This is a genomic window from Pimelobacter simplex (genome assembly GCF_900114845.1).
Lineage (GTDB): Bacteria > Actinomycetota > Actinomycetes > Propionibacteriales > Nocardioidaceae > Nocardioides > Nocardioides simplex.
Genome location: NZ_FOUK01000001.1, coordinates 1 through 19795 on the forward strand (window position 1 = coordinate 1; position 19795 = coordinate 19795).

Annotated in this window: 19 protein-coding genes; 11 read left to right on the forward strand and 8 right to left on the reverse strand. The window is 74.3% G+C overall.

Annotated elements, in window-relative coordinates:
- Positions 1-207: 207 nt before the first annotated feature.
- Entirely contained in the window at positions 208-1143 is a 936-nt protein-coding gene (locus BM223_RS00005) for an NAD(P)/FAD-dependent oxidoreductase (protein ID WP_038682586.1), read from the reverse strand.
- Between the two features lie 63 nt (positions 1144-1206).
- On the opposite strand from BM223_RS00005, the gene BM223_RS00010 reads away from it, so the two are divergent.
- The 6 genes from BM223_RS00010 (at position 1207) to BM223_RS00035 (ending at position 8326) form a co-directional block, all read left to right on the forward strand.
- On the forward strand, positions 1207-1647 hold the full coding sequence (locus tag BM223_RS00010; protein ID WP_075018424.1) for a MerR family transcriptional regulator: 441 nt from the start codon (positions 1207-1209) through the stop codon (positions 1645-1647).
- Between the two features lie 45 nt (positions 1648-1692).
- Positions 1693-2502, forward strand: a complete 810-nt coding sequence (locus BM223_RS00015; protein WP_038682582.1) for an SGNH/GDSL hydrolase family protein — start codon at positions 1693-1695, stop codon at positions 2500-2502.
- Positions 2503-2542: 40 nt separating this feature from the next.
- Positions 2543-4480 (forward strand): penicillin-binding transpeptidase domain-containing protein, encoded by a 1938-nt coding sequence (locus tag BM223_RS00020; RefSeq protein ID WP_038682580.1) that lies wholly within the window; start codon positions 2543-2545, stop codon positions 4478-4480.
- Positions 4481-4596: 116 nt separating this feature from the next.
- Positions 4597-5100, forward strand: coding sequence for an STAS domain-containing protein (locus BM223_RS00025; protein WP_038682578.1), 504 nt, complete (start codon positions 4597-4599; stop codon positions 5098-5100).
- Positions 5101-5537: 437 nt separating this feature from the next.
- On the forward strand, positions 5538-7010 hold the full coding sequence (locus tag BM223_RS00030; protein ID WP_038682577.1) for an NAD-dependent succinate-semialdehyde dehydrogenase: 1473 nt from the start codon (positions 5538-5540) through the stop codon (positions 7008-7010).
- The gene (locus tag BM223_RS00035) at positions 7007-8326 is read left to right on the forward strand and encodes an MFS transporter (RefSeq protein ID WP_235319078.1); all 1320 of its coding nucleotides are present in this window, start codon (positions 7007-7009) and stop codon (positions 8324-8326) included. Before BM223_RS00030 ends, BM223_RS00035 begins: the two co-directional genes overlap by 4 nt.
- A 3-nt stretch (positions 8327-8329) precedes the next feature.
- On the opposite strand, the gene BM223_RS00040 is transcribed toward BM223_RS00035, so the two are convergent.
- The 4 genes from BM223_RS00040 to BM223_RS00055 form a co-directional block, all read right to left on the reverse strand.
- Entirely contained in the window at positions 8330-9583 is a 1254-nt protein-coding gene (locus tag BM223_RS00040; RefSeq protein ID WP_038682575.1) for a low temperature requirement protein A, read from the reverse strand.
- A gap of 15 nt (positions 9584-9598) precedes the next feature.
- Complete coding sequence (locus BM223_RS00045) at positions 9599-10180, reverse strand: TIGR03086 family metal-binding protein (RefSeq protein ID WP_052139145.1); 582 nt, start codon at positions 10178-10180, stop codon at positions 9599-9601.
- Between the two features lie 5 nt (positions 10181-10185).
- Complete coding sequence (locus BM223_RS00050) at positions 10186-11211, reverse strand: sigma-70 family RNA polymerase sigma factor (RefSeq protein ID WP_052139467.1); 1026 nt, start codon at positions 11209-11211, stop codon at positions 10186-10188.
- A gap of 91 nt (positions 11212-11302) precedes the next feature.
- Positions 11303-12235, reverse strand: a complete 933-nt coding sequence (locus tag BM223_RS00055; RefSeq protein WP_038682573.1) for an NAD-dependent epimerase/dehydratase family protein — start codon at positions 12233-12235, stop codon at positions 11303-11305.
- Positions 12236-12383: 148 nt separating this feature from the next.
- Here BM223_RS00055 and BM223_RS00060 point away from each other — a divergent pair, with 148 nt between their 5' ends.
- Entirely contained in the window at positions 12384-12956 is a 573-nt protein-coding gene (locus BM223_RS00060; RefSeq protein WP_038682571.1) for a TetR/AcrR family transcriptional regulator, read from the forward strand.
- A 28-nt stretch (positions 12957-12984) separates the two neighbouring features.
- Here BM223_RS00060 and BM223_RS00065 read toward each other — a convergent pair whose 3' ends face one another.
- On the reverse strand, positions 12985-14547 hold the full coding sequence (locus BM223_RS00065; RefSeq protein ID WP_038682569.1) for a glycerol-3-phosphate dehydrogenase/oxidase: 1563 nt from the start codon (positions 14545-14547) through the stop codon (positions 12985-12987).
- Positions 14544-15140: a TetR/AcrR family transcriptional regulator gene (locus BM223_RS00070; protein ID WP_038682567.1), complete on the reverse strand. Its 597-nt coding sequence runs from the start codon at positions 15138-15140 to the stop codon at positions 14544-14546. The genes BM223_RS00065 and BM223_RS00070 overlap by 4 nt, the downstream gene beginning before the upstream one ends.
- A gap of 17 nt (positions 15141-15157) precedes the next feature.
- Between BM223_RS00070 and BM223_RS29600 the strand changes: the two genes are divergently transcribed.
- The 4 genes from BM223_RS29600 (at position 15158) to BM223_RS00090 (ending at position 19079) form a co-directional block, all read left to right on the forward strand.
- A complete protein-coding gene (locus tag BM223_RS29600) occupies positions 15158-16750 on the forward strand; it encodes an FAD-binding oxidoreductase (protein WP_235319077.1) in 1593 nt (530 codons plus the stop codon).
- Entirely contained in the window at positions 16747-17664 is a 918-nt protein-coding gene (locus BM223_RS29605) for a YegS/Rv2252/BmrU family lipid kinase (RefSeq protein WP_038682565.1), read from the forward strand. The genes BM223_RS29600 and BM223_RS29605 overlap by 4 nt, the downstream gene beginning before the upstream one ends.
- Positions 17665-17937: 273 nt before the next feature.
- Positions 17938-18615 carry a GTP cyclohydrolase II gene (locus BM223_RS00085; RefSeq protein WP_052139144.1) on the forward strand — a complete coding sequence of 226 codons (678 nt, stop codon included), beginning with the start codon at positions 17938-17940 and terminating at the stop codon, positions 18613-18615.
- A complete protein-coding gene (locus tag BM223_RS00090) occupies positions 18612-19079 on the forward strand; it encodes a MarR family winged helix-turn-helix transcriptional regulator (protein ID WP_038682563.1) in 468 nt (155 codons plus the stop codon). The genes BM223_RS00085 and BM223_RS00090 overlap by 4 nt, the downstream gene beginning before the upstream one ends.
- 12 nt (positions 19080-19091) lie before the next feature.
- Here the strand turns inward: BM223_RS00090 and BM223_RS00095 are convergent, their stop codons facing one another.
- Positions 19092-19787 (reverse strand): pirin family protein, encoded by a 696-nt coding sequence (locus BM223_RS00095; protein WP_038682561.1) that lies wholly within the window; start codon positions 19785-19787, stop codon positions 19092-19094.
- Positions 19788-19795 lie beyond the last annotated feature (8 nt).

Sequence of the window (19795 nt, forward strand, 5' to 3'; positions counted from 1 at the left end):
CCGTGCGGCCGTCTTGCTTGCGTCGCTCGTGCCTCGCGCCGCGCTGCCGCGCGCGCTGTCGAGGTGGTCTTCGGTTGGGGTGGTCGGGCGCCTTGCGGGACGGCGCTCGGGACGGCGCCTCCCTCCGCTTCGGTCGCTCGTGCCTCGCCGAGCGCCGCGCGCCGCGCGCCGAGCGCCGCTTCCGGCCCCAGCCGCCAGCCGTCCTGCTCAGCCCGCGGTGCGCGCGGCCGCCGCGTCCGCGACGCACCCCGCGGCGGCGGCCATGCCGGCCGCGGCGGCGATGAGCACCGAGGCCATCGGCATCGGCAGGCCGGCGGGGGCGGCGAGGTCGCCGGCGGCGAAGACGCCGGGGACGCTGGTGCGGCCCATGACGTCGACGACGACCGCGCCGAGCTCGGTCATCTCGAGGCCGAGCTGCTCGGCGAAGGGGGTGGCCTGGGTCCAGTCGGTCCGGACGAAGAGGCCGCCGAGCGCGACCGGGACGTCGGTGCCGTCGAGGTCGACCTCCAGCCCGTCGTCCGTACGACGCACCGCCCGCACCGGCTCGGCGACGACGCGGGCGCCTACCCGTGCGAGTGCGGCGCAGGTCGCCTCGTCGGGCTCCGCGCCGTCGGCGAGGACGACGAGCTCGGCGGTGATGGGGGCGAGCATCCCGGAGAAGTGGGCGGCCTGGGGGCCGGTGCCGAGGATGCCGACGGTCTGGCCGGCGAATTCGTGGCCGTGGCAGAACGGGCAGTGCGCGACGAGGTCCCCGAACTGCTCGGCGACGCCGGGGACGTCGGGCAGGTGGTCGGTGACGCCGGTGGCGAGCAGCACCCGGGCCGCGCGGACAACGTCCCCGCCGGCGAGCTCGAGGGCGAAGTCGCCGGCCGCGCCCGAGATCCGGAGCACCTCGGCATCGCGGAAGTCGACGTCGTCGTACTGCTCCGCGTCCTTGCGCGCCGCGAGCCGCAGCACGGCGGGCGGCTCGCCGTCGTGGCCGAGGAAGTTGTGCATGTGGGTGGCGGGGTCGTTGCGGTAGCGGTCGGTGCCGAGGACGACGGTGCGCTGGTGCATCCGGCCGAGGGTCTGGGCGGCCTGCAGGCCGGCCGAACCGGCGCCGATCACGGCGACGTCGTACTGCGGGGGGCGGACGGTGTTCATGGGAGTCTCCTAGCACGGGATCGTGGACTTGCGCAGGTCACCAGCCTGTGACTTCATGTCAACATGAAGTCAAGTCGCGAGGTGAAGTGGTCGGTCGGCGAGCTGGCCGACCGGTTCGAGCTGGAGCCCCACGTGCTGCGGCACTGGGAGGACAAGGGGCTGCTGGAGCCGGCGCGCGACGGCGCCGGGCGCCGGGTCTACGTCGAGGACGACGCCTACCGGGTCGCGGTGATCCTCGCGAGCAAGGCGTCCGGGATGAGCCTCGACCAGATCCGGGTGCTCGTCGACGCCAGTGCCGACGGACGGCGGGCCGCGCTCAAGGAGCACCTCGTCGAGCTCGACCGCCGGCAGGCCGAGCTCGAGCGGTCCCGGCACATGACCGAGCACGCGCTGGAGTGCCGCGCGCACGACATCGCGACCTGCCCGGGCTTCCGCTCGCACGTGGCCGACGTGGTCGAGGGAACCCGCCGCGGCCTGCCGTTGTCAGGAGTCCGCCACTCGTGATGGAGTGACCTGGCTCACATTCCGCTCCCGTGTGAAGGCGGCGCCATGTCTCGGACCCCTCGTGCCCTGCTCTCCCTCGGCGCCGGCCTCGCGGCCGCGCTCGCCTCCGTCATCGGCGTCCCGACGACGGCGCACGCCGCCGCGCCGTCGTACGTCGCGCTGGGCGACTCCTACTCCTCGGGCGTCGGCACCCGCAGCTACCTGAGCGACGGCACCGGCTGCCAGCGCTCGTCGTACGCCTACCCGAGGCTGGTCGCCGCGCAGAAGGGCTACGCGCTCAGCTTCCAGGCCTGCTCCGGCGCGACCGTCAGCACGGTCACGAGCGGTCAGCTGAGCGCGCTGTCGAGCGGCACCGACTACGTGACGCTCTCGGTCGGCGGCAACGACGCGGGCTTCACCGGGGTGCTCACCGAGTGCGCGAAGCCGGGCTGGATGTCGAACTGCAACGCGGCGATCGACAAGGCGCAGGCGTTCATCACCGGCACGCTGCCGGGCCGGCTGGCCACGCTGTACGCCGCGATCAAGGCCAAGGCGCCCAGCGCCGTGGTGGTCGTCGTCGGCTACCCGCGGCTGTTCATGGGTGAGGACTGCAATGCCGCGACGTTCTTCTCCCCGGCCGAGGAGACCCGGCTCAACGCGACCGCCGACCTCCTCAACGGCCGGCTCGCGGCGGCGGCGAGCGCGAAGGGCTTCAAGTGGGCCAATCCGACGTCGCGCTTCACCGGGCACGCCGTCTGCGACTCGCCGGAGTGGCTCAACGGGCTGTCCAGCCCGGTCAGCGAGAGCTACCACCCCAACCGGCTCGGCCACGCGTCCGGCTACCAGCCGCTGGTCGCGGGGCTGCTCGTCGGCTGAGCGTTCCGGATCCGTCGGGCCCGGCTGGTAGAACCGTCGCATGCGGCGATCCTCGGCAGCCCTCGGCACCCTCCTCGTCCTGGCGGGTGCGCTGAGCGCCTGCTCCGGGAGCGACTCCGGTGACCGTGCCCAGGCCGTGGTCGCCCAGCTCGCGGGCGCGCTGACGGTCGCCGCGACGCCCACCCCGGGCGGCGCCGACGCCTCGACGGCGCCCGACCCGCTGGCCACCGTGCCGTTCACCGGCGCCGAGGGCGCCGCCGTCAGCAAGTCCTACGCCGAGCTCGTCGCCGGCATGGACGGCATCGCCCCCAAGATCACCGTCGGCAAGGTCGACGACGAGGCCGACCGGCCGACCGCCACCCTCGCCTGGTCCTGGCCCGTGGTCGAGGGCGCCGACCCGTGGGCCTACGAGACCACCGTCGGCCTGGTCCACGAGGGCGACCGCTGGTCGGTGACCTGGGCGCCCGACGTCGTCGCGCCCGACCTGGCCGAGGGCGACACCCTCGACGCGGTCACCCTGCCGACCCAGCGCGGCGACATCACCGGGGCCGGCGGCTCCGTCCTGGTCACCGAGCGCGCCGTGGTCCGGGTCGGCATCGACCGCAGCCGGGTGCCCGCCGCCGAGGCGCCGGCCTCCGCGCGGGCCCTGGCCCGGCTGGTCGACGTCGACCCCGCCCCCTTCGTCAAGGCGGTCGAGGGCGCCGGGCCGCGCGCCTTCGTCGAGGCGATCACCTACCGCGCCGACGCCGTACCGGCCGCGGTGCGCAGCCGCATCTCGTCCATCACGGGCGCCCACCAGGTCAGCGGCCGGCTCTCCCTCGGCCCGTCCCGCGACTTCGCCGCACCGATCCTGGGCCGGGTCGGCCCAGTCACCGCCGAGATGGTCGAGAAGGACCCCGACGTCTACCGCAGTGGCGACGTCGCCGGCCTGTCCGGCCTCCAGGCGCGCTACGACGAGCAGCTGCGCGGTGCGCCGGGACGCGTCGTCCGTGCGGTGCCCGCCGCCGGCGAGGCGCAGAGCCGCGAGCTCTACCGCCACGACCCCGTGGCCGGCAAGCCGCTCGCGATCACGCTCGTCGAGCGGCTGCAGACCCTCGCCGAGCAGACCCTGGCCGACGTCGGTCCGGCCAGCGCGCTCGTCGCGATCCGGCCCAGTGACGGCTCGATCCTCGCCGCGGCCAACGGAGCGGGCACCGGCGGCCAGAACTACGCCACCTTCGGGCAGCTCGCCCCGGGCTCGACGTTCAAGGCGGTCACCTCGCTGGCGCTCCTGCGCGCCGGGCTCACCCCCGACTCGACGGTGCGCTGCACGCCGACGGTCACCGTGAACGGCAAGCAGTTCAAGAACTACTCCGACTACCCGGCGTCCGCGATCGGGACCATCCCGCTGCGCGAGGCGATCGCCCAGTCCTGCAACACCGCGCTCATCAACCAGCGCGGCGACCTCTCCGACGGCGACCTCTCGGGGGCCGCGGCCACGCTGGGCCTCGGCATCGACCACGACCTCGGGTTCCCGTCGTACTTCGGCGAGGTGCCGGCCAAGCCCGCCAGCGACACCGAGGGCGCGGCCGACCTGATCGGGCAGGGCAAGGTGCTCGCCTCACCGATGGCGATGGCGACCGTGATCGCGAGCGTCCAGGCCGGCAAGACCGTCGTGCCGCGGCTGGTCGACCAGGTGAAGGTGTCGGTGCCCTCCGCCGCCACTCCGCTCACCGTCGGCGAGGCCGACCAGCTCAAGGCGATGCTGCGCCGGGTCGTCACCGACGGCAGCGGCCGCGGCCTGCTCGACGTACCGGGGCCGCCGGTGATCGCCAAGACCGGCACCGCGGAGTACTCCGACGGCGGCACCATCAAGACCCACGCCTGGATGATCGCCGCCCAGGGCGACCTCGCCGTCGCCGTCTTCGTCCAGACCGGTGCCTCCGGCTCGCAGACGGCGGGCCCGCTGCTGGAGGCCTTCCTGCGGGGTGCCCGCTAGACCCGGTCGCGGCCCGTCGCCGGCCTGGTGGGCGGCGGAATGCCCTGGAATGGGGATGGTGACGTCCCGGCACCGAACGTAGCGTCGAGGACACCGACGAGCAGCACGGGCCGAAGATGACCACCGATCCCACCCGCCACCTCCGGCCACCGGCCGACTGCTCGGTCGCGACCGGCATCCGCGACGCGGTGGCCGAGATCGCGGTGGTCGGAGACCTGGTCGTCTCGACGACAGGCCTCCTCGAGGCGGCCGTGACGCACTGCCTGCACGAGCGTCCGCTCCGGGTGAGGGTCGACCTGCACGCCGTGCGGTTCATGGACTGCGCGGCCCTGACCACCCTCCTGGAGTGCCGGGCCCGGACCCGCGCCCAGGGCGCCCTGCTCACCGTCATCCACCCCAGTCCCGCCGTGACCCGGCTGCTCGATCCCGCCACCCGCCTCGCCCTCGGCGTCGGCGTCGGCGTCGGCGTCGGCCAGGACCGGACCCGCCTGCTGGAGTGCCTGGCCTGCGCCGCCCTGACCGAGCACGTCCCCGGCGAGACCACCGTCGGTCCCGACGGCAGCGTGCTGGTCCAGTGGTGGCGCTGCACCCGCTGCCCCGAGGGCAACGCCGCCGGCTGAGCAAACCTCGACCGCGAGCGCGGCAGCGCGTCGAGAGGTATCTGCCGGGCAGCTTGCTGCCCCCACGAGGTACCGAAGACGAGCTCGCGCCGCCGAGCCGAACCCACCGCAGGCCGCCAGGAAGCCCCGCCCCGAGCAAACCCCGACCGCGAGCGCGGCAGCGCGTCGAGAGGTATCCGCCGGGCAGCTTGCTGCCCCCTCGAGAGACCGAAGACGCGCTCGCGCCGACCAAAACGGAGCGAGCCCCTCGTCGCATGGGGTCGACAAGGGGCTCATGTCGTATCGGTGCTCCCTCCGAAGTACGACTGGACTCACGATAGCGCGTGGGTCGTGAGGGTCAAAGCCGAATCGGCGATTTTCTCGGCGTCCGGCGTAACCGACCGGATTCTGCGTCGTTGCCCCTGCCTCGGCGAGGACCGGGGTGCCAGAGTGGGCGCATGAGCTTCCGTGAGCGCCTGCACCACCTGCTGCCCGAGTCGCGCCGCCAGCTGTACGTCGGGGGCGCGTGGGTGCCGTCCGGGAGCGGGGCGCGGTTCGACGTCCTCGACCCGGCCGACGGGTCGGTGCTGGCCGACGTCGCCGACGGCACGCTGGACGACGCGCGCGCGGCGCTCGATGCCGCGGCGGGTGCTCAGGAGGCGTGGGCGGCGACGGCGCCGCGGGAGCGGGGCGAGATCCTGCGGCGGACGTTCGGGCTGGTCACCCAGCACGCCGACGACGTGGCGCTGGTGATGAGCCTCGAGATGGGCAAGCCGATCGCGGAGGCGAAGGGCGAGGTCACGTACGGCGCGGAGTTCCTGCGGTGGTTCTCCGAGGAGGCGGTGCGGATCCACGGCCGGTGGATGCAGAACCCGGCGGGTGGGAGCCGGCTGCTGACGGTGCGCAAGCCGGTGGGGCCGTGCCTGTTCATCACGCCGTGGAACTTCCCGCTGGCGATGGGCACGCGCAAGATCGGCCCGGCGATCGCGGCGGGCTGCACGATGGTGGTCAAGCCGGCGGGGCAGACGCCGCTGACGATGCTGCTGCTGGCGGCGCTGCTCGAGGAGGCGGGGCTGCCGGCCGGCGTCCTCAACGTGGTGACGACGACCGACTCGGGCGGGCTGAGCAGCACGCTGCAGGCGGATGCCCGGCTGCGGAAGGTCAGCTTCACCGGCTCGACGTCGGTGGGCAAGCGGATCGTGGAGCAGTCGGCGGGCGAGCTGCAGCGGGTGTCGATGGAGCTGGGCGGCAATGCGCCCTTCCTGGTGTTCGCCGACGCGGACCTCGACGCGGCGGTCGAGGGCGCGATGATCGCGAAGATGCGGAACATGGGCGAGGCCTGCACGTCGGCGAACCGGTTCCTGGTCGAGGCGTCGGTCGCGGAGGAGTTCGGGACCAGGCTGGCCGAGCGGATGGGTGGGCTCAAGGTCGGGCGCGGCCAGGACGTCGGCGTCCAGGTGGGTCCGCTCATCGACGACAAGGCGGTCAGCTCGGTCGCGGCGCTGGTCGACGACGCCGTCGACCGTGGGGCGCGGCTGCTCACCGGGGGCCGGGCGCCCGAGGGCGGGGCGGGCTTCTTCTACCCGCCGACGGTGCTGGCCGACGTCCCGGCCGACGCCGACGCCGTCCGCAACGAGATCTTCGGCCCGGTCGCGCCGATCACGACCTTCGCCGACGAGGACGAGGCGATCCGGCTGGCCAATGCGACCGAGTACGGCCTGGCCGCCTACGCCTACACGCGCGACCTGGCCCGCACGATCCGGCTGGCCGAGCGGCTCGAGACGGGGATGCTCGGCATCAACACCGGTCTGGTCTCCAACCCGGCCGCGCCGTTCGGCGGCGTGAAGGCGAGCGGGTTCGGGCGCGAGGGCGGGTTCGAGGGCATCGAGGAGTACCTCGACACGACGTACGTCGCCCTGCCGGTCACGTGACCGACCAGCTGGTGCCACCCGCGCCGGCCCCGCGCGGGTGGCTGCGGGCGTTCCGGCCGTTCCGGCACGCGTCCTACCGGCGGCTGGGGTCGGCGCTGGTGCTGACCAGCTTCGGCGGTGGCGTGTGGGTGGTGGCGCTGGTCTGGGAGGTGATCCGGATCGGCGGCGGCGCCAGCGCGCTGTCGCTGGTGACGACGGCCGGCGCGGTCGGCGTCCTGATCCCGGCGCTGCTGGGCGGCGTCGTGGCCGACCGGGTGCCGCAGAAGCTCATCCTGCTCGCGACGACGTCGGTCGAGCTGGCGGGGATGGTGCTGGTCGCCGTCCTGTCGTACGCCGACCTGACCCGGCTGTGGCACCTCGCCGTCGTCGCGGCGGTCGCCGGGATGGCGATGGCGTTCTACTACCCGGCCTACTCGGCGTGGCTGCCGGCGCTGGTGCCGGAGGAGGACCTGCTCGCGGTCAACGGCTTCGAGGGCATGGTCCGCCCGACGATCGGCCAGGCGCTCGGGCCCGCGGTGGCGGGCGGTGTGGTGGGCGCGGCGTCGTCCTCGGCGGCGATCACGGTGGCCGCGGTGGCCTACCTGGGTGGGCTGCTGGTGCTGACCCGGGTGCCGCTGACCGCCATCCGCCGGGAGCGGCCGGCCGCGACCGGGGACGACGCGGAGCCGCCGCCGGCCGCGCTCGCGACGGCGCTGGCCGACATCCGCGAGGGCTTCGCCTACATGGTGCGGACGCCGTGGCTGCTGGCCTCGCTGCTGTTCGCGTCGGTGATGATCCTGGTGATCATGGGGCCGCTCGAGGTCCTGGTCCCGTTCCTGATCAAGGACGACCTCGGTGGCGGTCCGGGCGACCACGCGCTGGTGATGGCCGGCTTCGGCATCGGCGGTGCGGTCGGCTCGCTGGTGACGGCGTCGCGCCCGATGCCGCGGCGCTACCTGACCTGGATGATGCTGATGTGGGGCGCGGGCTGCCTGCCGTTCCTCGTGGTCGGGTTCGCGACCGCCGTGTGGCAGGTGGTCGCGGCGGCGACCGTGGTCGGGGCGCTCTTCGCCGCGCCCATGGTGCTGTGGGGGACGCTGCTGCAGCGCCGGGTGCCGCCCGAGCTGCTGGGCCGGGTCGCCTCGCTCGACTTCTTCGTCTCGATCAGCCTGATGCCGGTGTCGATGGCGCTCGCCGGTCCGGTCGCGGAGCTGATCGGCCTGGAGGCGACGTTCACGATCGCGGCCGTCGTCCCGGTGGTGGTGGCGGTCGTCGCGGTGGTCGCGGCGCGGCTGCCCGCCGACGAGCTCGCGCACCCGCTGCGCGACGAGGGCTGAGCCTCACTCGTCGAGCGAGCCGAGCACCTCGAGGTTGTGCCGGTAGCCCCGGAGCTCGTACCCGACCACCGTCACCCACGGCGTGAGCGCGAGCACCAGCAGGCACCACACCAGGGAGACGCCGGCCGTCGCGAGCAGCACCGAGGCGATGACGAGCGCCGCCGACCCGGCGATCAGCAGCAGGTGGAGGGAGTCGAAGTTGCGGGTCAGGATCGTGTAGCCGGCGTAGAGGAAAGCGGTGAAGAGGGCGACCGGGATCGCGGCCGCGAGCACGGCGCCGACCAGGCCGATGTGGAACTCGTGGCCGAGGTAGTAGGCGCCGACGTGGAGGCCGGCGCCGACGGCGACGATGCTGCCGAAGAGCGGCATGTGCCCGTAGCCGAACGAGAACGAGCGCTCCCGGTGCGCGTGCAGGATGTCGGCGAACGGGACGACGAAGTAGCTCCACCAGATGCCGAACGTCAGCGCGGTCCCGGCCAGGGCGAGCAGGCCGATGTCCCAGGTGAGGCCCTCGGCCGAGAGCTCGCTGATCGAGGCCATCGTGCCGATCATCCCCTCGCCGAGGGCGATGATGACCATCAGGCTGTAGCGCTCGGCGATGTGGTGGGCGTGCCAGGGCGTCCCACCCCGTCGCGTCTCGGCGTACGCCGGGCCGCCGATCTCGATCAGGAACGGGATGGCCATCAGCACGAACGTCGTCGCGACCGGGAGGTCGACGATCGCCAGCGCGCACCACGCCACCTGGGCCACGAGGATCGAGACGATGTAGACCTGGCAGGCGCCGCGCCGCGCGGCGTCGTGCCGGCCGGCGCGCCACCACTGCAGGACCATCGCCGCCCGCATGATCACGTAGCCCCAGACCATGACGTCGTTGTCGAGGGTCTCGCCGTGCTCGTAGATGGAGGTGAACATCGGCTTGAGGCCGATCGCGAAGACCAGGACGCCGACCATCTGCAGCATGGTGGTCAGCCGGTAGATCCAGTCGTCGGTGTCGTAGGCCGACGCGAACCAGGTGAAGTTGATCCACGCCCACGAGATGCCGAAGGTCGCGAAGCAGAAGCCGAGGACGCCCGCCCAGACGTGCTCCTCGGCGACGGCATGGGCGAGCTCGTTGGCGGCGGTGCCGAAGGCGACGACGAACGCCAGGTCGAAGAGGAGCTCGAGCGGGGTCGCGGCGCGGTGGCTCTCGTGGGGGTCGCGGCCGAGCATCCTCCGGGGGCGGTGGCGGACGTGCGGCGCGGCGGTCTGCTCCGGCATGCGCCGGAGTCTAGGTCAGGACCGGGTCCCGGGTCGCCGTCCGAGGAGCGCGAGGACGTGGTCGGCGGCCGGCGCCTCGGTGGCGACCGGGACGGGCAGTGCGAACCGGTCGTCTCCCTCGAGCGCGATCCGGAGCGCGGTGGGCAGCAGCTCGGCGGCGAGCCGCTCGGGCAGCGGTCCGCCGCGGCCGGTGGCCTGACCGACGTCCCAGCCGTGGACGGCGATCTCGACCGCCGCCAGCCGGGCGACCGCGTCGACGGGAAGCGGGTGCCCGCCGACGTCGACGTACGGCGAGGTGGCGTGCATCCAGGCCGCGAGCAGTCCGCAGGCCTTCACCTGGAGGCTCGTCACGCGCGCCTCGAGGGGCGCCGGGGCGGCGCTGTGGAGGGCGACGGTGCCGTCGGCGGCCTCGGCGAAAGCGTCGAGGGCGTCCTCCATGTGGGCCAGCAGGTCGGCGAGGTCCCAGCCGGCGCAAGGGGTCGGGCGGTCGACGTCCGCGCAGGTGATCGTGCCGAGCGTGGCGCGGGTGTAGTCGAGGGCGCGCTGCAGCACGTCCAGACCCGCGACCAGGCCGGCCGGGGTCGGCTCGGCGGTCATCGGGCTCACCCGGCGCAGGCGGGGGCGTCCGGGACGGGCACGTAGTCGGCCGGCAGCCGCTCGGGCAGGCCGAAGCGCGCGAAGAGGCGGTGGTCGAAGAAGGCGGTGACGTGCTCGACCCGCAGGTCGGCGCCCGTGCCGGTCATCTGCAGCACCTGGAGGTGGAAGGGCTCGAAGTGGCCCTCGGGGTGGCGCATGTAGAGGCCGAAGGCGGGCTGGCCGTTGGCGATCGTCTCGACCATCGGCATGTCGTTGCAGCCGCCGGGGCACTTGGTGCCGATGAGCTCGGCGATCGCGGTGGCGCCGCGGTAGTGGTTGAGGAAGGGCGGCATGTCCCAGGTGGCGTCGTACTTGAGGAGCTGGACGATCTGGTCGATGTCCTTGCGCCAGAAGGCGGCGAGGTAGGCGTCGAGGAGCTGGCGCTGGGCCGGGTCGAGATCGGGCTCGACCGTCTCGGGGGTGAGCCCGCGCTCGGCGAGCTGGGCGTGCGCGCGCTGGAGGGCGGAGTTGACCGCCGCGGTCGTGGTGTCGAGCGCGGTCGCGGTCTCGGCCGCCGACCAGCGCAGCACGTCGCGCAGGATGAGGACGGCGCGCTGCCGGGCAGGCAGGTGCTGGAGCGCGGCGACGAACGCGAGCCGGATGGTGTCGCGCTCGGCGACCTCGACGGCGGCGTCCGGGATCGGCTCGAGCCACGGGACCTCGTGGTCCTCGAGCAGCTCGTCGGAGGGCGCCGAGTCGGCGGTGCCGAGGCCGGTCGGGAGCGGCCGGCGCGGCTTGCTCTCGAGGTTGGTCAGGCACACGTTGGTGGCGATCTTGTAGAGCCACGTGCGCACCGAGCTGCGGCCCTGGAAGCTCGCGGACGCCTTCCAGGCCCGCAGGAAGGTCTCCTGGACCAGGTCCTCGGCCTCGTGCACCGAGCCGCTCATCCGGTAGCAGTGCGCCATCAGCTCGCGCTGGTAGCGCCCCGTCAACGTGTCGAAGTCGGCCAGCTCGTCGCTCGCCGCCGCTGCCTGCGTCTGCTCGGTCACCATGTTCCCCATCGCTGCCCGTCCCTGAGTGCTCGTCAGTCTGCCTGAATGCACCGACCAGGGGCAGGGGGAAAACTCATCGGTCCGGTCGTGATCAGCTCTCCGTCTCCGCCAAGCGGTCGAGCGCGGCCGTCCGGTCGACGAGGTCGGCCATCGTGACCGGGCCGCGTGCCGGGCCGGCCACGGCGCGCTCGGCCGCGAGCACGGTGAGGACGCCGGTCGCGTGCGACTGGCCGGTCCCGGCGGCGCCGAGCGTCTGGCCGGTGCGCCGGTTGACCGCGACGACGTGCCAGGCCGCCGACCCGAAATGCGGGGAGTAGCGCAGCAGCCCGCCCGCGCCGGTGCGCGCGGCGAGCCCGAGGCCGGCGGTCGCCGCCCGGCTGCTGAGGGTCAGGTGGCTGCGGATCGCCACCCCGAGCCGCTCGCCGACGAGCACGTGGTCGGGGAAGTCCGCGCGCAGGTAGGTCCGGGTCCGCCCGTCGGGGCCGACCAGGCGGCGCCGGGTGCGCAGGTTGAGCACCCGGCCGCCCTCGGGCGGGGCGTGGACGGGCGCGCCGACCAGGTCCGCGGTCCACTGCACGGCGGCGTCGCCGTGGCGCTCCGCCGTCCCGAGCAGGACGCCGACGTCGACCTGGTCGTCCGGCCGGCGGTCGAGAGCCGTGACCAGCACGGTGCTCAGGCCGGGCGCCAGCCCGGCACCGAGGACGACGGTGCCCGCGGCCGGCGCCGCCGCCCGCAGCGCGGCCAGGTAGGAGCCCGTCGCCGAGATGTCGACGACGACCGGCGCGCCGGCCGCCGCGAGCACCGTGCTCTCGACGCCGGCGGCGTTGACGACCACGTCGTGCCCCTCGGCCGCCCGGACGAGCGCGGCGCGGACGGCGGCGTCCTCGGGCCGGCTCAGGTCGACCGCGACCCCGCCGGGAGGGGCGGTGCGCCCCGCGGGCGTGACGTCGTGGCCGCGGCGGCGCAGCTCGGTGGTGATGACCTGGCCGACCGCGCCGCGGGCGCCGAGCACGAGCGCCTTCATCGCGGGCTCCGGGCGGACGGGGTGGACGGGGTGGACGGGTGGGGGTGCGCGACAGGCACGAGAACTCCAAACGGTTGGTTGGAGATGACCGTAGCGAGGCGCGGCCGCAATTCCAAACGGATGGTTGGGATCGCGTATCCTCGGTCCCGTGGCCTGGGACACCGAAGCGACGCGCAGCCGCCTGCTCGACGCGGGCGTGCGCCAGTTCGCCGCCCTCGGCTTCGCCGGCGCCCGGATCGACGCGATCGCCCGGGACGCGGGCATCAACAAGGAGCGCGTCTACCGCTACTTCGGCGACAAGCAGGGGCTCTTCTCGGCCGTGCTGGAGCACGAGCTCGACGCGCTCTTCGACGGCCTCGAGGTCGAGGTCACCACGCCCGAGGGCATCGGCGAGTTTACCGGGCGGATGTTCGACCGCTGCCTGGCCCGGCCCGAGCTCCCGCGGCTCCTGATCTGGGAGAGCCTCGAGCTCGAGGCGCCCGTCGCCGCTGACAGCCGGCAGCCGGTGTGCGCGGTCAACGCGACCCGGATCTGCGACGCCGTCCGCGGGCTCGGGCGCGTGGAGTCCGAGCACCTGCTGCTGACGGCGATCTCGGTCGTCGTGGGGTGGTGGGGACTGTCCCGGCTCGCCGAGGTGGTGCTGACCGACCCCGACGCGGTCGCCGTGCGGCGGCAGATGGTGGTCGCCCAGATGACCGCGCTCGCCCGCGAGGCGGGCTAGCCGGCTAGCTGACGAGCCGGCTACGTGGCTAGGGCGTGGCCCTGGTCGCCGCCAGCACCCGCTCCGCCACCGGGACGGCGCGCGCCCGGTCGGCCGGGACCAGCCCGATCCTGGTCCGGCGGTCGAGCAGGTCGGCGACGTCGGCGGCGCCCTCGTGGGTGACCCCGAAGAACAGCTCCGCGGCCACGGTGGGCACCCCCTCGGCGATCGGCGCGAGCAGCTCGGCCGGGCTCCAGCCGCTCGCCGCGACGGCGGCGTCGAGCACGAGCCCGGCGTCGGCGCCGTAGCGGCGGATCAGCCGGGCCTCCCCGGCGGAGCCGGCCTGGGCGGCGCGGTCGGCGAGCTCGGTGCGCGGCGCGGCGCCGGCGAGCGGGAGGGTGGCGGTCACGCAGGGACCGGCGGTCGCGCCCAGGCCGGCGGCGGCGACCGCGGCGTCGACGGCGTCCTCGGCCATCCGGCGGTAGGTGGTGAGCTTGCCCCCGACGATCGTGACCACGCCGGTGCGCGAGGTGAGCACCGCGTGCTTGCGGGACAGGTCGGCGGTGGAGTCGTCGCCGCTGTCGAGCAGCGGGCGCAGCCCGGCGAACGCACCGACGACGTCGGAACGCCGCAGCGGCCGGGCGAACGAGGCCGCGACGACGTCGAGCAGGAAGCCGATCTCGACCTCGGTCGGCTCGGCGACGTCGGGGACCGGGCCGTCGACGGGCTCGTCGGTGAGGCCGACGTAGAGCTGGCCGTCGGGCTGCGGCAGCACCAGGACGAAGCGGTTGGTCTCGCCCGGGATCGGCGCGAACACGGCGACGTCGAGGCCGGGCAGGGCGCTGCCGCGCAGCACCAGGTGGGTGCCGCGCGAGGGGCGCAGCCGGACGTCGTCGACGAGCTCGCCGGCCCAGACGCCGGTCGCGTTGACGACCGCCTGCGCGTGGACGGTGGTGGTCGCGCCGGTGCGCTCGTCGCGCAGCACGACCTGCTGGCCGGTCGCGCTCACCGCGCGGGCGTGCGTGCGGACGTGGGCGCCGCGCTCGGCGGCGGTGCGGGCGATGGCGGTGACCAGGCGGGCGTCGTCCTCGAGCTGACCGTCCCAGCCGAGGTAGGCGCCGCGCAGCCCGTCGGTGCGCAGCGGCGGCGCGAGCCGACGGGTCTCGGCGGCGCTGAGCCGGCGCGGTCGGGGGAGGGTGTCGCTGCTCGTCCCGGCGGCCCGGCGGAGCAGGTCGCCGCCGACGAAGCCGGCCCCGGCCAGCGTCCCCATCGGCCGGCTCACTCCCGCCGCCAGCGGGATGATCGAGGGCAGGGGGCGGGTCAGGTGCGGCGCGGTGGTCTCCATGAGGATGCCGCGCTCGACGGCGCTCTCGTGCGCGATGCCGACCTGACCCGAGGCCAGGTAGCGCAGCCCTCCGTGGACGAGCTTGGACGAGAAGCGCGACGTCCCGAACGCCAGGTCGTGCGCGTCGACGGCGAGCACGGTCAGCCCGCGGGAGACGGCATCGAGGGCGACGCCGGCGCCGGTGACGCCGAGGCCGATCACGACCACGTCGACCGCGGCCGGCACGCCGTCGAGGCCGGGCGTGATCCGCGTGGGGGCGGCGCTCACGGCTGGAGGCTCCGGACGACGAGGGTGTGCAGCTCGGTGTCGAGGGCGGCCTCGTCGACGACGTCATCGATCATCGTGTGCGCCGACAGCACGAAGCCGTGCGCGGCGAGGAGCAGACCGCGGGCGATCGCCTGGGGTGCGCCGTCCCGGATCGCGCCGGCGGACTGGCCGGCGGCGATCGCGGCGCCGAGCACCTCGAGGATGAGCTCCTGCGAGCGGCCGCGCCGGGACAGCAGGTAGGGGAGGATCAGCTCGGGGTCGAGCTCGACGATCCGGGTGAACAGCTCGTTCTCGCGCAGCGCCCACACGGTCGCGACCACGGTGTCGGCGATCGAGCCGGGGGTCGGCGGCGCCGCCTCGTCGAGCCGGCCGGCGACGAGCGCGCCCCACTCGCGGGTCATCAGGTCGGCCAGCAGTGCGGGCATGTCGGACCAGGCGCGGTAGATCGTCATCCGCGAGACGCCGGCCCGGCGGGCGACCTCGGTCAGCGTCGTGCGACGCCACCCGACGTCGAGGATGCACTCCCGCGCGGCGTCGAGGTAGCCGTCGCGGGGGCTGCTCTCGGATTCACCGTTGTGACGATGTGACGACATGTGTAACACTGTAACACATGACCACCGAGCGCCCCGCCGTCCTGCAGCCCGAGATGCCCGCCACGCGCTGGGGCGACCCGGCCCACGCCACCGGCCTCCCGGACGGCGTGCGCGAGCTCGTCGGCCTGGTCTTCCCGATCCAGGACACCCCCGCCCGCACCGACGTCGCGGTCCCCGCCTCGCGGCTCACCGCCGAGCACGTGGCCGGGCTGCGCGCCCTCGTCGGCGACGAGAACGTGGTGCTCGACGACGGGCTGCGCCGGCAGCGCACGCGCGGCAAGTCGACGCCGGACCTGCTCCGCCAGCGGGCCGGCGACCTCGGCGACGCGCCGGACGTCGTCGTCCGCCCGGGCTCGCACGACGAGGTCGTCGCGGTGCTCGCCCACGCCGCCGAGCAGCGGATCGCGGTCGTGCCGTTCGGTGGCGGCACCGCGGTCACCGGTGGCCTCGTCGCCGATGCGACCGGGTTCGCGGGCGTCGTCTCGCTCGACCTCGGCCGGATGCGCGGCCTGCTCGCGCTCGACCCGGTCTCGTCGACCGCGACCCTCGAGCCGGGTCTGCGCGGCCCCGAGGCCGAGGCGCTCCTCGCCGAGCACGGCATGATGCTCGGCCACTTCCCCCAGTCGTTCGAGTACGCCACCATCGGCGGCTTCGCCGCGACCCGCTCCAGCGGTCAGTCGAGTGCGGGCTACGGCCGCTTCGACGCGATGGTCGTCGGCCTGCGCGTCGCCACGCCCGCCGGCGAGGTCCGGCTCGGCAGTGCCCCCGCCAACGCGAGCGGCCCCGACCTGCGCGAGCTCTTCCTCGGCTCCGAGGGCGCCCTCGGCGTGATCACCGAGGTGACGGTGCGGGTCCGGCCGCTGCCCGAGGTCAAGCAGTACGAGGGCTGGCGCTGGGCCTCCTTCGCCGCGGGCGCCGATGCGATGCGGACGCTCGCCCAGGCCGACCTGCTGCCCACGGTCATCCGGCTCTCCGACGAGAACGAGACCGCGATCAACCTCGCCGACCCGTCCGGGATCGGCGGCGAGGGGAGCGCCGGCTGCCTGATGGTCGTCGGCTACGAGGGGACCGCGGATGCCGTCGCCGCGAAGCGGGCCGCGGTCACCGCGGTGCTGAGCGGCCTCGGCGGGACCGCGGAGGGCGCCGGCCCCGGCGAGGCGTGGGCGCACGGCCGGTTCAACGCGCCGTACCTGCGCGACAGCCTGCTCGACGTCGGCGTGCTCGTCGAGACGCTCGAGACCGCGACCTTCTGGAGCAACCGCGAGAACCTCTACGCCCGGGTGAAGGCCGCGCTGGAGGAGAGCCTCGGCGAGGGCACGATGGTGCTCTGCCACATCTCGCACGTCTACCCGACCGGCTGCTCGCTCTACTTCACCGTCGCCGCCCGCGGGGACGACGACCCGCTCGCCCGCTGGCTGCCCGCCAAGGCCGCCGCCAGCGAGGCGATCGTCGCCGCCAGCGCCGCGATCACCCACCACCACGCGGTCGGCACCGACCACAAGCCCTACCTGACCGCCGAGATCGGCGAGGTCGGCGCCGCGGTGCTGCGCGCCGTCAAGGAGACCGTCGACCCCGCCGGGATCCTCAACCCCGGGGTGCTGATCCCGTGACCACCCGGTCGTTCGCCTTCCTCGTCAACCCGAGCTCGGGCGGGGGCGCGGCGCCGCGCGTCGTCGTCCCGCTGGCCCGGGCGCTGCGCGAGGCGGGCGCCGAGGTCGAGGTCACCTACACGACCTCGGCCGCCGAGACCCCGGCCCTCGTCGAGGCCGCCGTCGCCGCGGGCGCGGTCGTGGTGTCGGTCGGCGGCGACGGGATGCTCTCGTCGGTCGCCGGCTCGGTCGCCTCCCTCGGTGGCGTGCTCGCGATGGTCCCCGCCGGGCGCGGCAACGACTTCGCCCGGATGCTCGAGATCCCCCACGACACCGCGGCCCAGGCTGCGCTCCTGCTCTCGGGCGCCGAGCGCGCCATCGACCTGCTCCGGGTGACCCAGGCCGACGGGTCGTCGTACGTCGTGGCGGGATCGGTCTACGCCGGCGTCGACGCCCGCGCTGCCGAGATCGTCGACCGCTCCCACTGGCTGCCGTCGAAGCTGCAGTACCCCTACGCCGCGGTGCGCGCCCTCGCGACGTACCGGCCCGTCGAGTGCGTGCTCGAGGTCGACGGCGTCCGCACCGAGCACCAGGCCGCGACCGTCGTCGTCGCGAACTCGAGCTTCTACGGCAAGGGCATGGCCATCGCCCCGGCCGCCGTCGTCGACGACGGCCTGCTCGACGTCGTCGTCATCGAGGCGGCCTCGCACCTCGACCTCATCCGCTCCCTGCCCAAGGTCTACGACGGCAGCCATGTCGCACTCGACGAGGTCACCGTCCTGACCGGCCGGCAGGTGCGGCTCTCCGGGCGGCACCGTGGGGGTGCCGCCGTACCGGTCGGCGCCGACGGGGAGGCGCTCGGTGCGCTCCCCGCCGGTGCCGACCTGCCGCTCACGGTCGAGCTGCTGCCGGGGGCGGTGCGGGTGCTGGCGTGAGGGTGAGGGTCGTCCGGCCGTTCGGCAGTTTCACCGCCTAGGCGGTGAAACTGCCGAACTGAACGAACGAAACTGGACCTTGGCGCAGGTAGTTCGGTGTGCTTAGGGGGAGTTTCACCGCCTAGGCGGTGAAACTGCCAGCAAGCCAGCCGCGGCCGGGCGTCGTCCCCACCACCACGCCCCCGCCGGAAGAAATCTCCCCCAACCCGGAATGCCCCGCCCCCCGCACGCCTTGAGTGGTTATCGTTTCAAACTTGAAATAAAGGACCGACGATGACCACTCACTGCCTCCAGCTGCGGCGGCCCGACGCCGCGCGCCTGCCGCGCGCCGAGGTGCGCACCCAGGTCGTCATCCCGCTGCGCTTCCCCGACGGGTACGCGACGACCGCGGACGTGCTCACCTTCCACCACCTCGTCGACGGCAAGGAGCACCTCTTGCTCGGCCTCGGCGACTGGCGCGCCCGGGTCGCGCAGCTGCCGCTCGGGGGCGATGCGCCGCTGGTCCGGCCGCACAGCGAGTGCCTGACCGGGGACGTGTTCGGGTCGGAGCGCTGCGACTGCGGTCCGCAGCTGCGCGAGGCGGTCGAGCGGATCACCGCCGAGGGTGGTTTCCTGCTCTACCTGCGCCAGGAGGGGCGCGGGATCGGGCTGTACGAGAAGCTCGACGCCTACGCCCTCCAGGACGCCGGCCTCGACACCTACGCCGCCAACCGTGCGCTCGGGCGCGGTGAGGACGAGCGCGACTACAGCGCCGCGGTCCAGATGCTGCTGGCCGTCGGGGCCGACCGGATCCGGCTGCTGAGCAACAACCCCGACAAGGCCGCGCAGCTCGAGGAGCACGGGGTCGCGGTCGACGAGCGGGTGCCGACCGGTGTCCACCTGTCGGCGGCCAACCGGCGCTACCTGACCGTCAAGCGTGACCACACCGCGCACACGCTGGACATCGCGTGAGCGAACCGCGGTGGCTCGACGACGACGAGCTGGCGGCCTGGCTGCCGCTGGTCCGGCTCGTGCAGGCGCTGCCGCAGGCGCTCGACCGGGGGCTGCGCGAGGAGGCGGGCATCACGCACACCTACTACGCGATGCTCGCCAACCTGTCCGCCGCACCCGACCGCACCCTCACGATGGGCGAGCTGGCCCGGCTGACGGCGACCAGCCCGTCCCGCCTGACCCACGCGATCTCGGTGCTCGAGGGGCGTGGCTGGGTGACCCGGCGGCAGTGCCCGAACGACCGGCGCAGCCAGTTCGCGGTGCTCACCGACGAGGGCCTCGCGCTGCTCCAGCGGATCGCGCCGGCCCACCTCGCGCAGGTGCGCGAGCTCGTCTTCGACCGGCTCACCCCCGAGCAGGTGCGCAGCCTCGGCGAGATCGCCGGCGCACTGGTCGGCGGCATCGACGAGCTCGGCGAGGGCTGAGCCGGCGGTCGCTCAGGCGAAGGTCCAGACCAGCAGCTCGGTCGGCACGGCAGCGGTGACGTCGTGCGCGCCCTCGTCGGTCATGCAGAAGGCGTCGCCCGCCGCGAGCGGCTCGGCCAGCGACGAGCGCAGCAGCGCGCCGGTGGTGACGAAGGCGTGCATCCGCGCGGCAGCCGGCAGGGTGACGGTCTCGCCCGCCGCCAGCCGGACGACGTCCAGCGCCGCGCCGCGCACGCCGACCGCGAGCGGGCCGCCGTCCCCGACGAGCCGGACCGGTCCGGCACCGGGCGCGGCGTCGACCGTCGCGCGGCGGTAGCGGGGTGGTGCGTCGGCCGCGTCGGGGTCCGGCGTCAGCCACACCTGGACGAAGCGGGCAGGGCCGTCGGCGCTCGCGATCTCGGAGTGCCGGGTGCCGCTGCCGGCCGACAGCACGCCGCACGCGCCGGCCCCGAGCGTCTCGTCGGTCCCCGTCGCGTCGCGGTGCACGAGCGCGCCGGAGACCACCCAGGTGACGATCTCGAGCGTCTCGTGGGGGTGCTCCTCGAACCCGGTCCCCGGGCCCAGCACGTGGTCGTCGTGGCACACCATCGGCCCGAACGAGAGCCGTTCGGGGTCGTAGTGGGCCCCGAACGAGAACCCGTGCTGGCTGAGCCGGCCCGGGGCGCGTTCGAGGAACCTGGCCGAACCTCTGCGGATCTCCACACTCACGTGGCAGA

Excerpts from the sequence above, each read along its gene's own strand:
- BM223_RS00010 (WP_075018424.1), top strand. The coding sequence starts at position 1,207 with ATGAAGTCAAGTCGCGAGGTGAAGTGGTCGGTCGGCGAGCTGGCCGAC.
- BM223_RS00085 (WP_052139144.1), top strand. The coding sequence starts at position 17,938 with ATGACCACTCACTGCCTCCAGCTGCGGCGGCCCGACGCCGCGCGCCTG.
- BM223_RS29600 (WP_235319077.1), top strand. The coding sequence starts at position 15,158 with ATGACCACCGAGCGCCCCGCCGTCCTGCAGCCCGAGATGCCCGCCACG.
- BM223_RS00045 (WP_052139145.1), bottom strand. The coding sequence starts at position 10,180 with ATGACCGCCGAGCCGACCCCGGCCGGCCTGGTCGCGGGTCTGGACGTG.
- BM223_RS00015 (WP_038682582.1), top strand. The coding sequence starts at position 1,693 with ATGTCTCGGACCCCTCGTGCCCTGCTCTCCCTCGGCGCCGGCCTCGCG.
- BM223_RS00050 (WP_052139467.1), bottom strand. The coding sequence starts at position 11,211 with ATGGTGACCGAGCAGACGCAGGCAGCGGCGGCGAGCGACGAGCTGGCC.
- BM223_RS00040 (WP_038682575.1), bottom strand. The coding sequence starts at position 9,583 with ATGCCGGAGCAGACCGCCGCGCCGCACGTCCGCCACCGCCCCCGGAGG.
- BM223_RS00020 (WP_038682580.1), top strand. The coding sequence starts at position 2,543 with ATGCGGCGATCCTCGGCAGCCCTCGGCACCCTCCTCGTCCTGGCGGGT.
- BM223_RS00025 (WP_038682578.1), top strand. The coding sequence starts at position 4,597 with ATGACCACCGATCCCACCCGCCACCTCCGGCCACCGGCCGACTGCTCG.
- BM223_RS00055 (WP_038682573.1), bottom strand. The coding sequence starts at position 12,235 with ATGAAGGCGCTCGTGCTCGGCGCCCGCGGCGCGGTCGGCCAGGTCATC.
- BM223_RS00070 (WP_038682567.1), bottom strand. The coding sequence starts at position 15,140 with ATGTCGTCACATCGTCACAACGGTGAATCCGAGAGCAGCCCCCGCGAC.
- BM223_RS00005 (WP_038682586.1), bottom strand. The coding sequence starts at position 1,143 with ATGAACACCGTCCGCCCCCCGCAGTACGACGTCGCCGTGATCGGCGCC.
- BM223_RS00030 (WP_038682577.1), top strand. The coding sequence starts at position 5,538 with ATGAGCTTCCGTGAGCGCCTGCACCACCTGCTGCCCGAGTCGCGCCGC.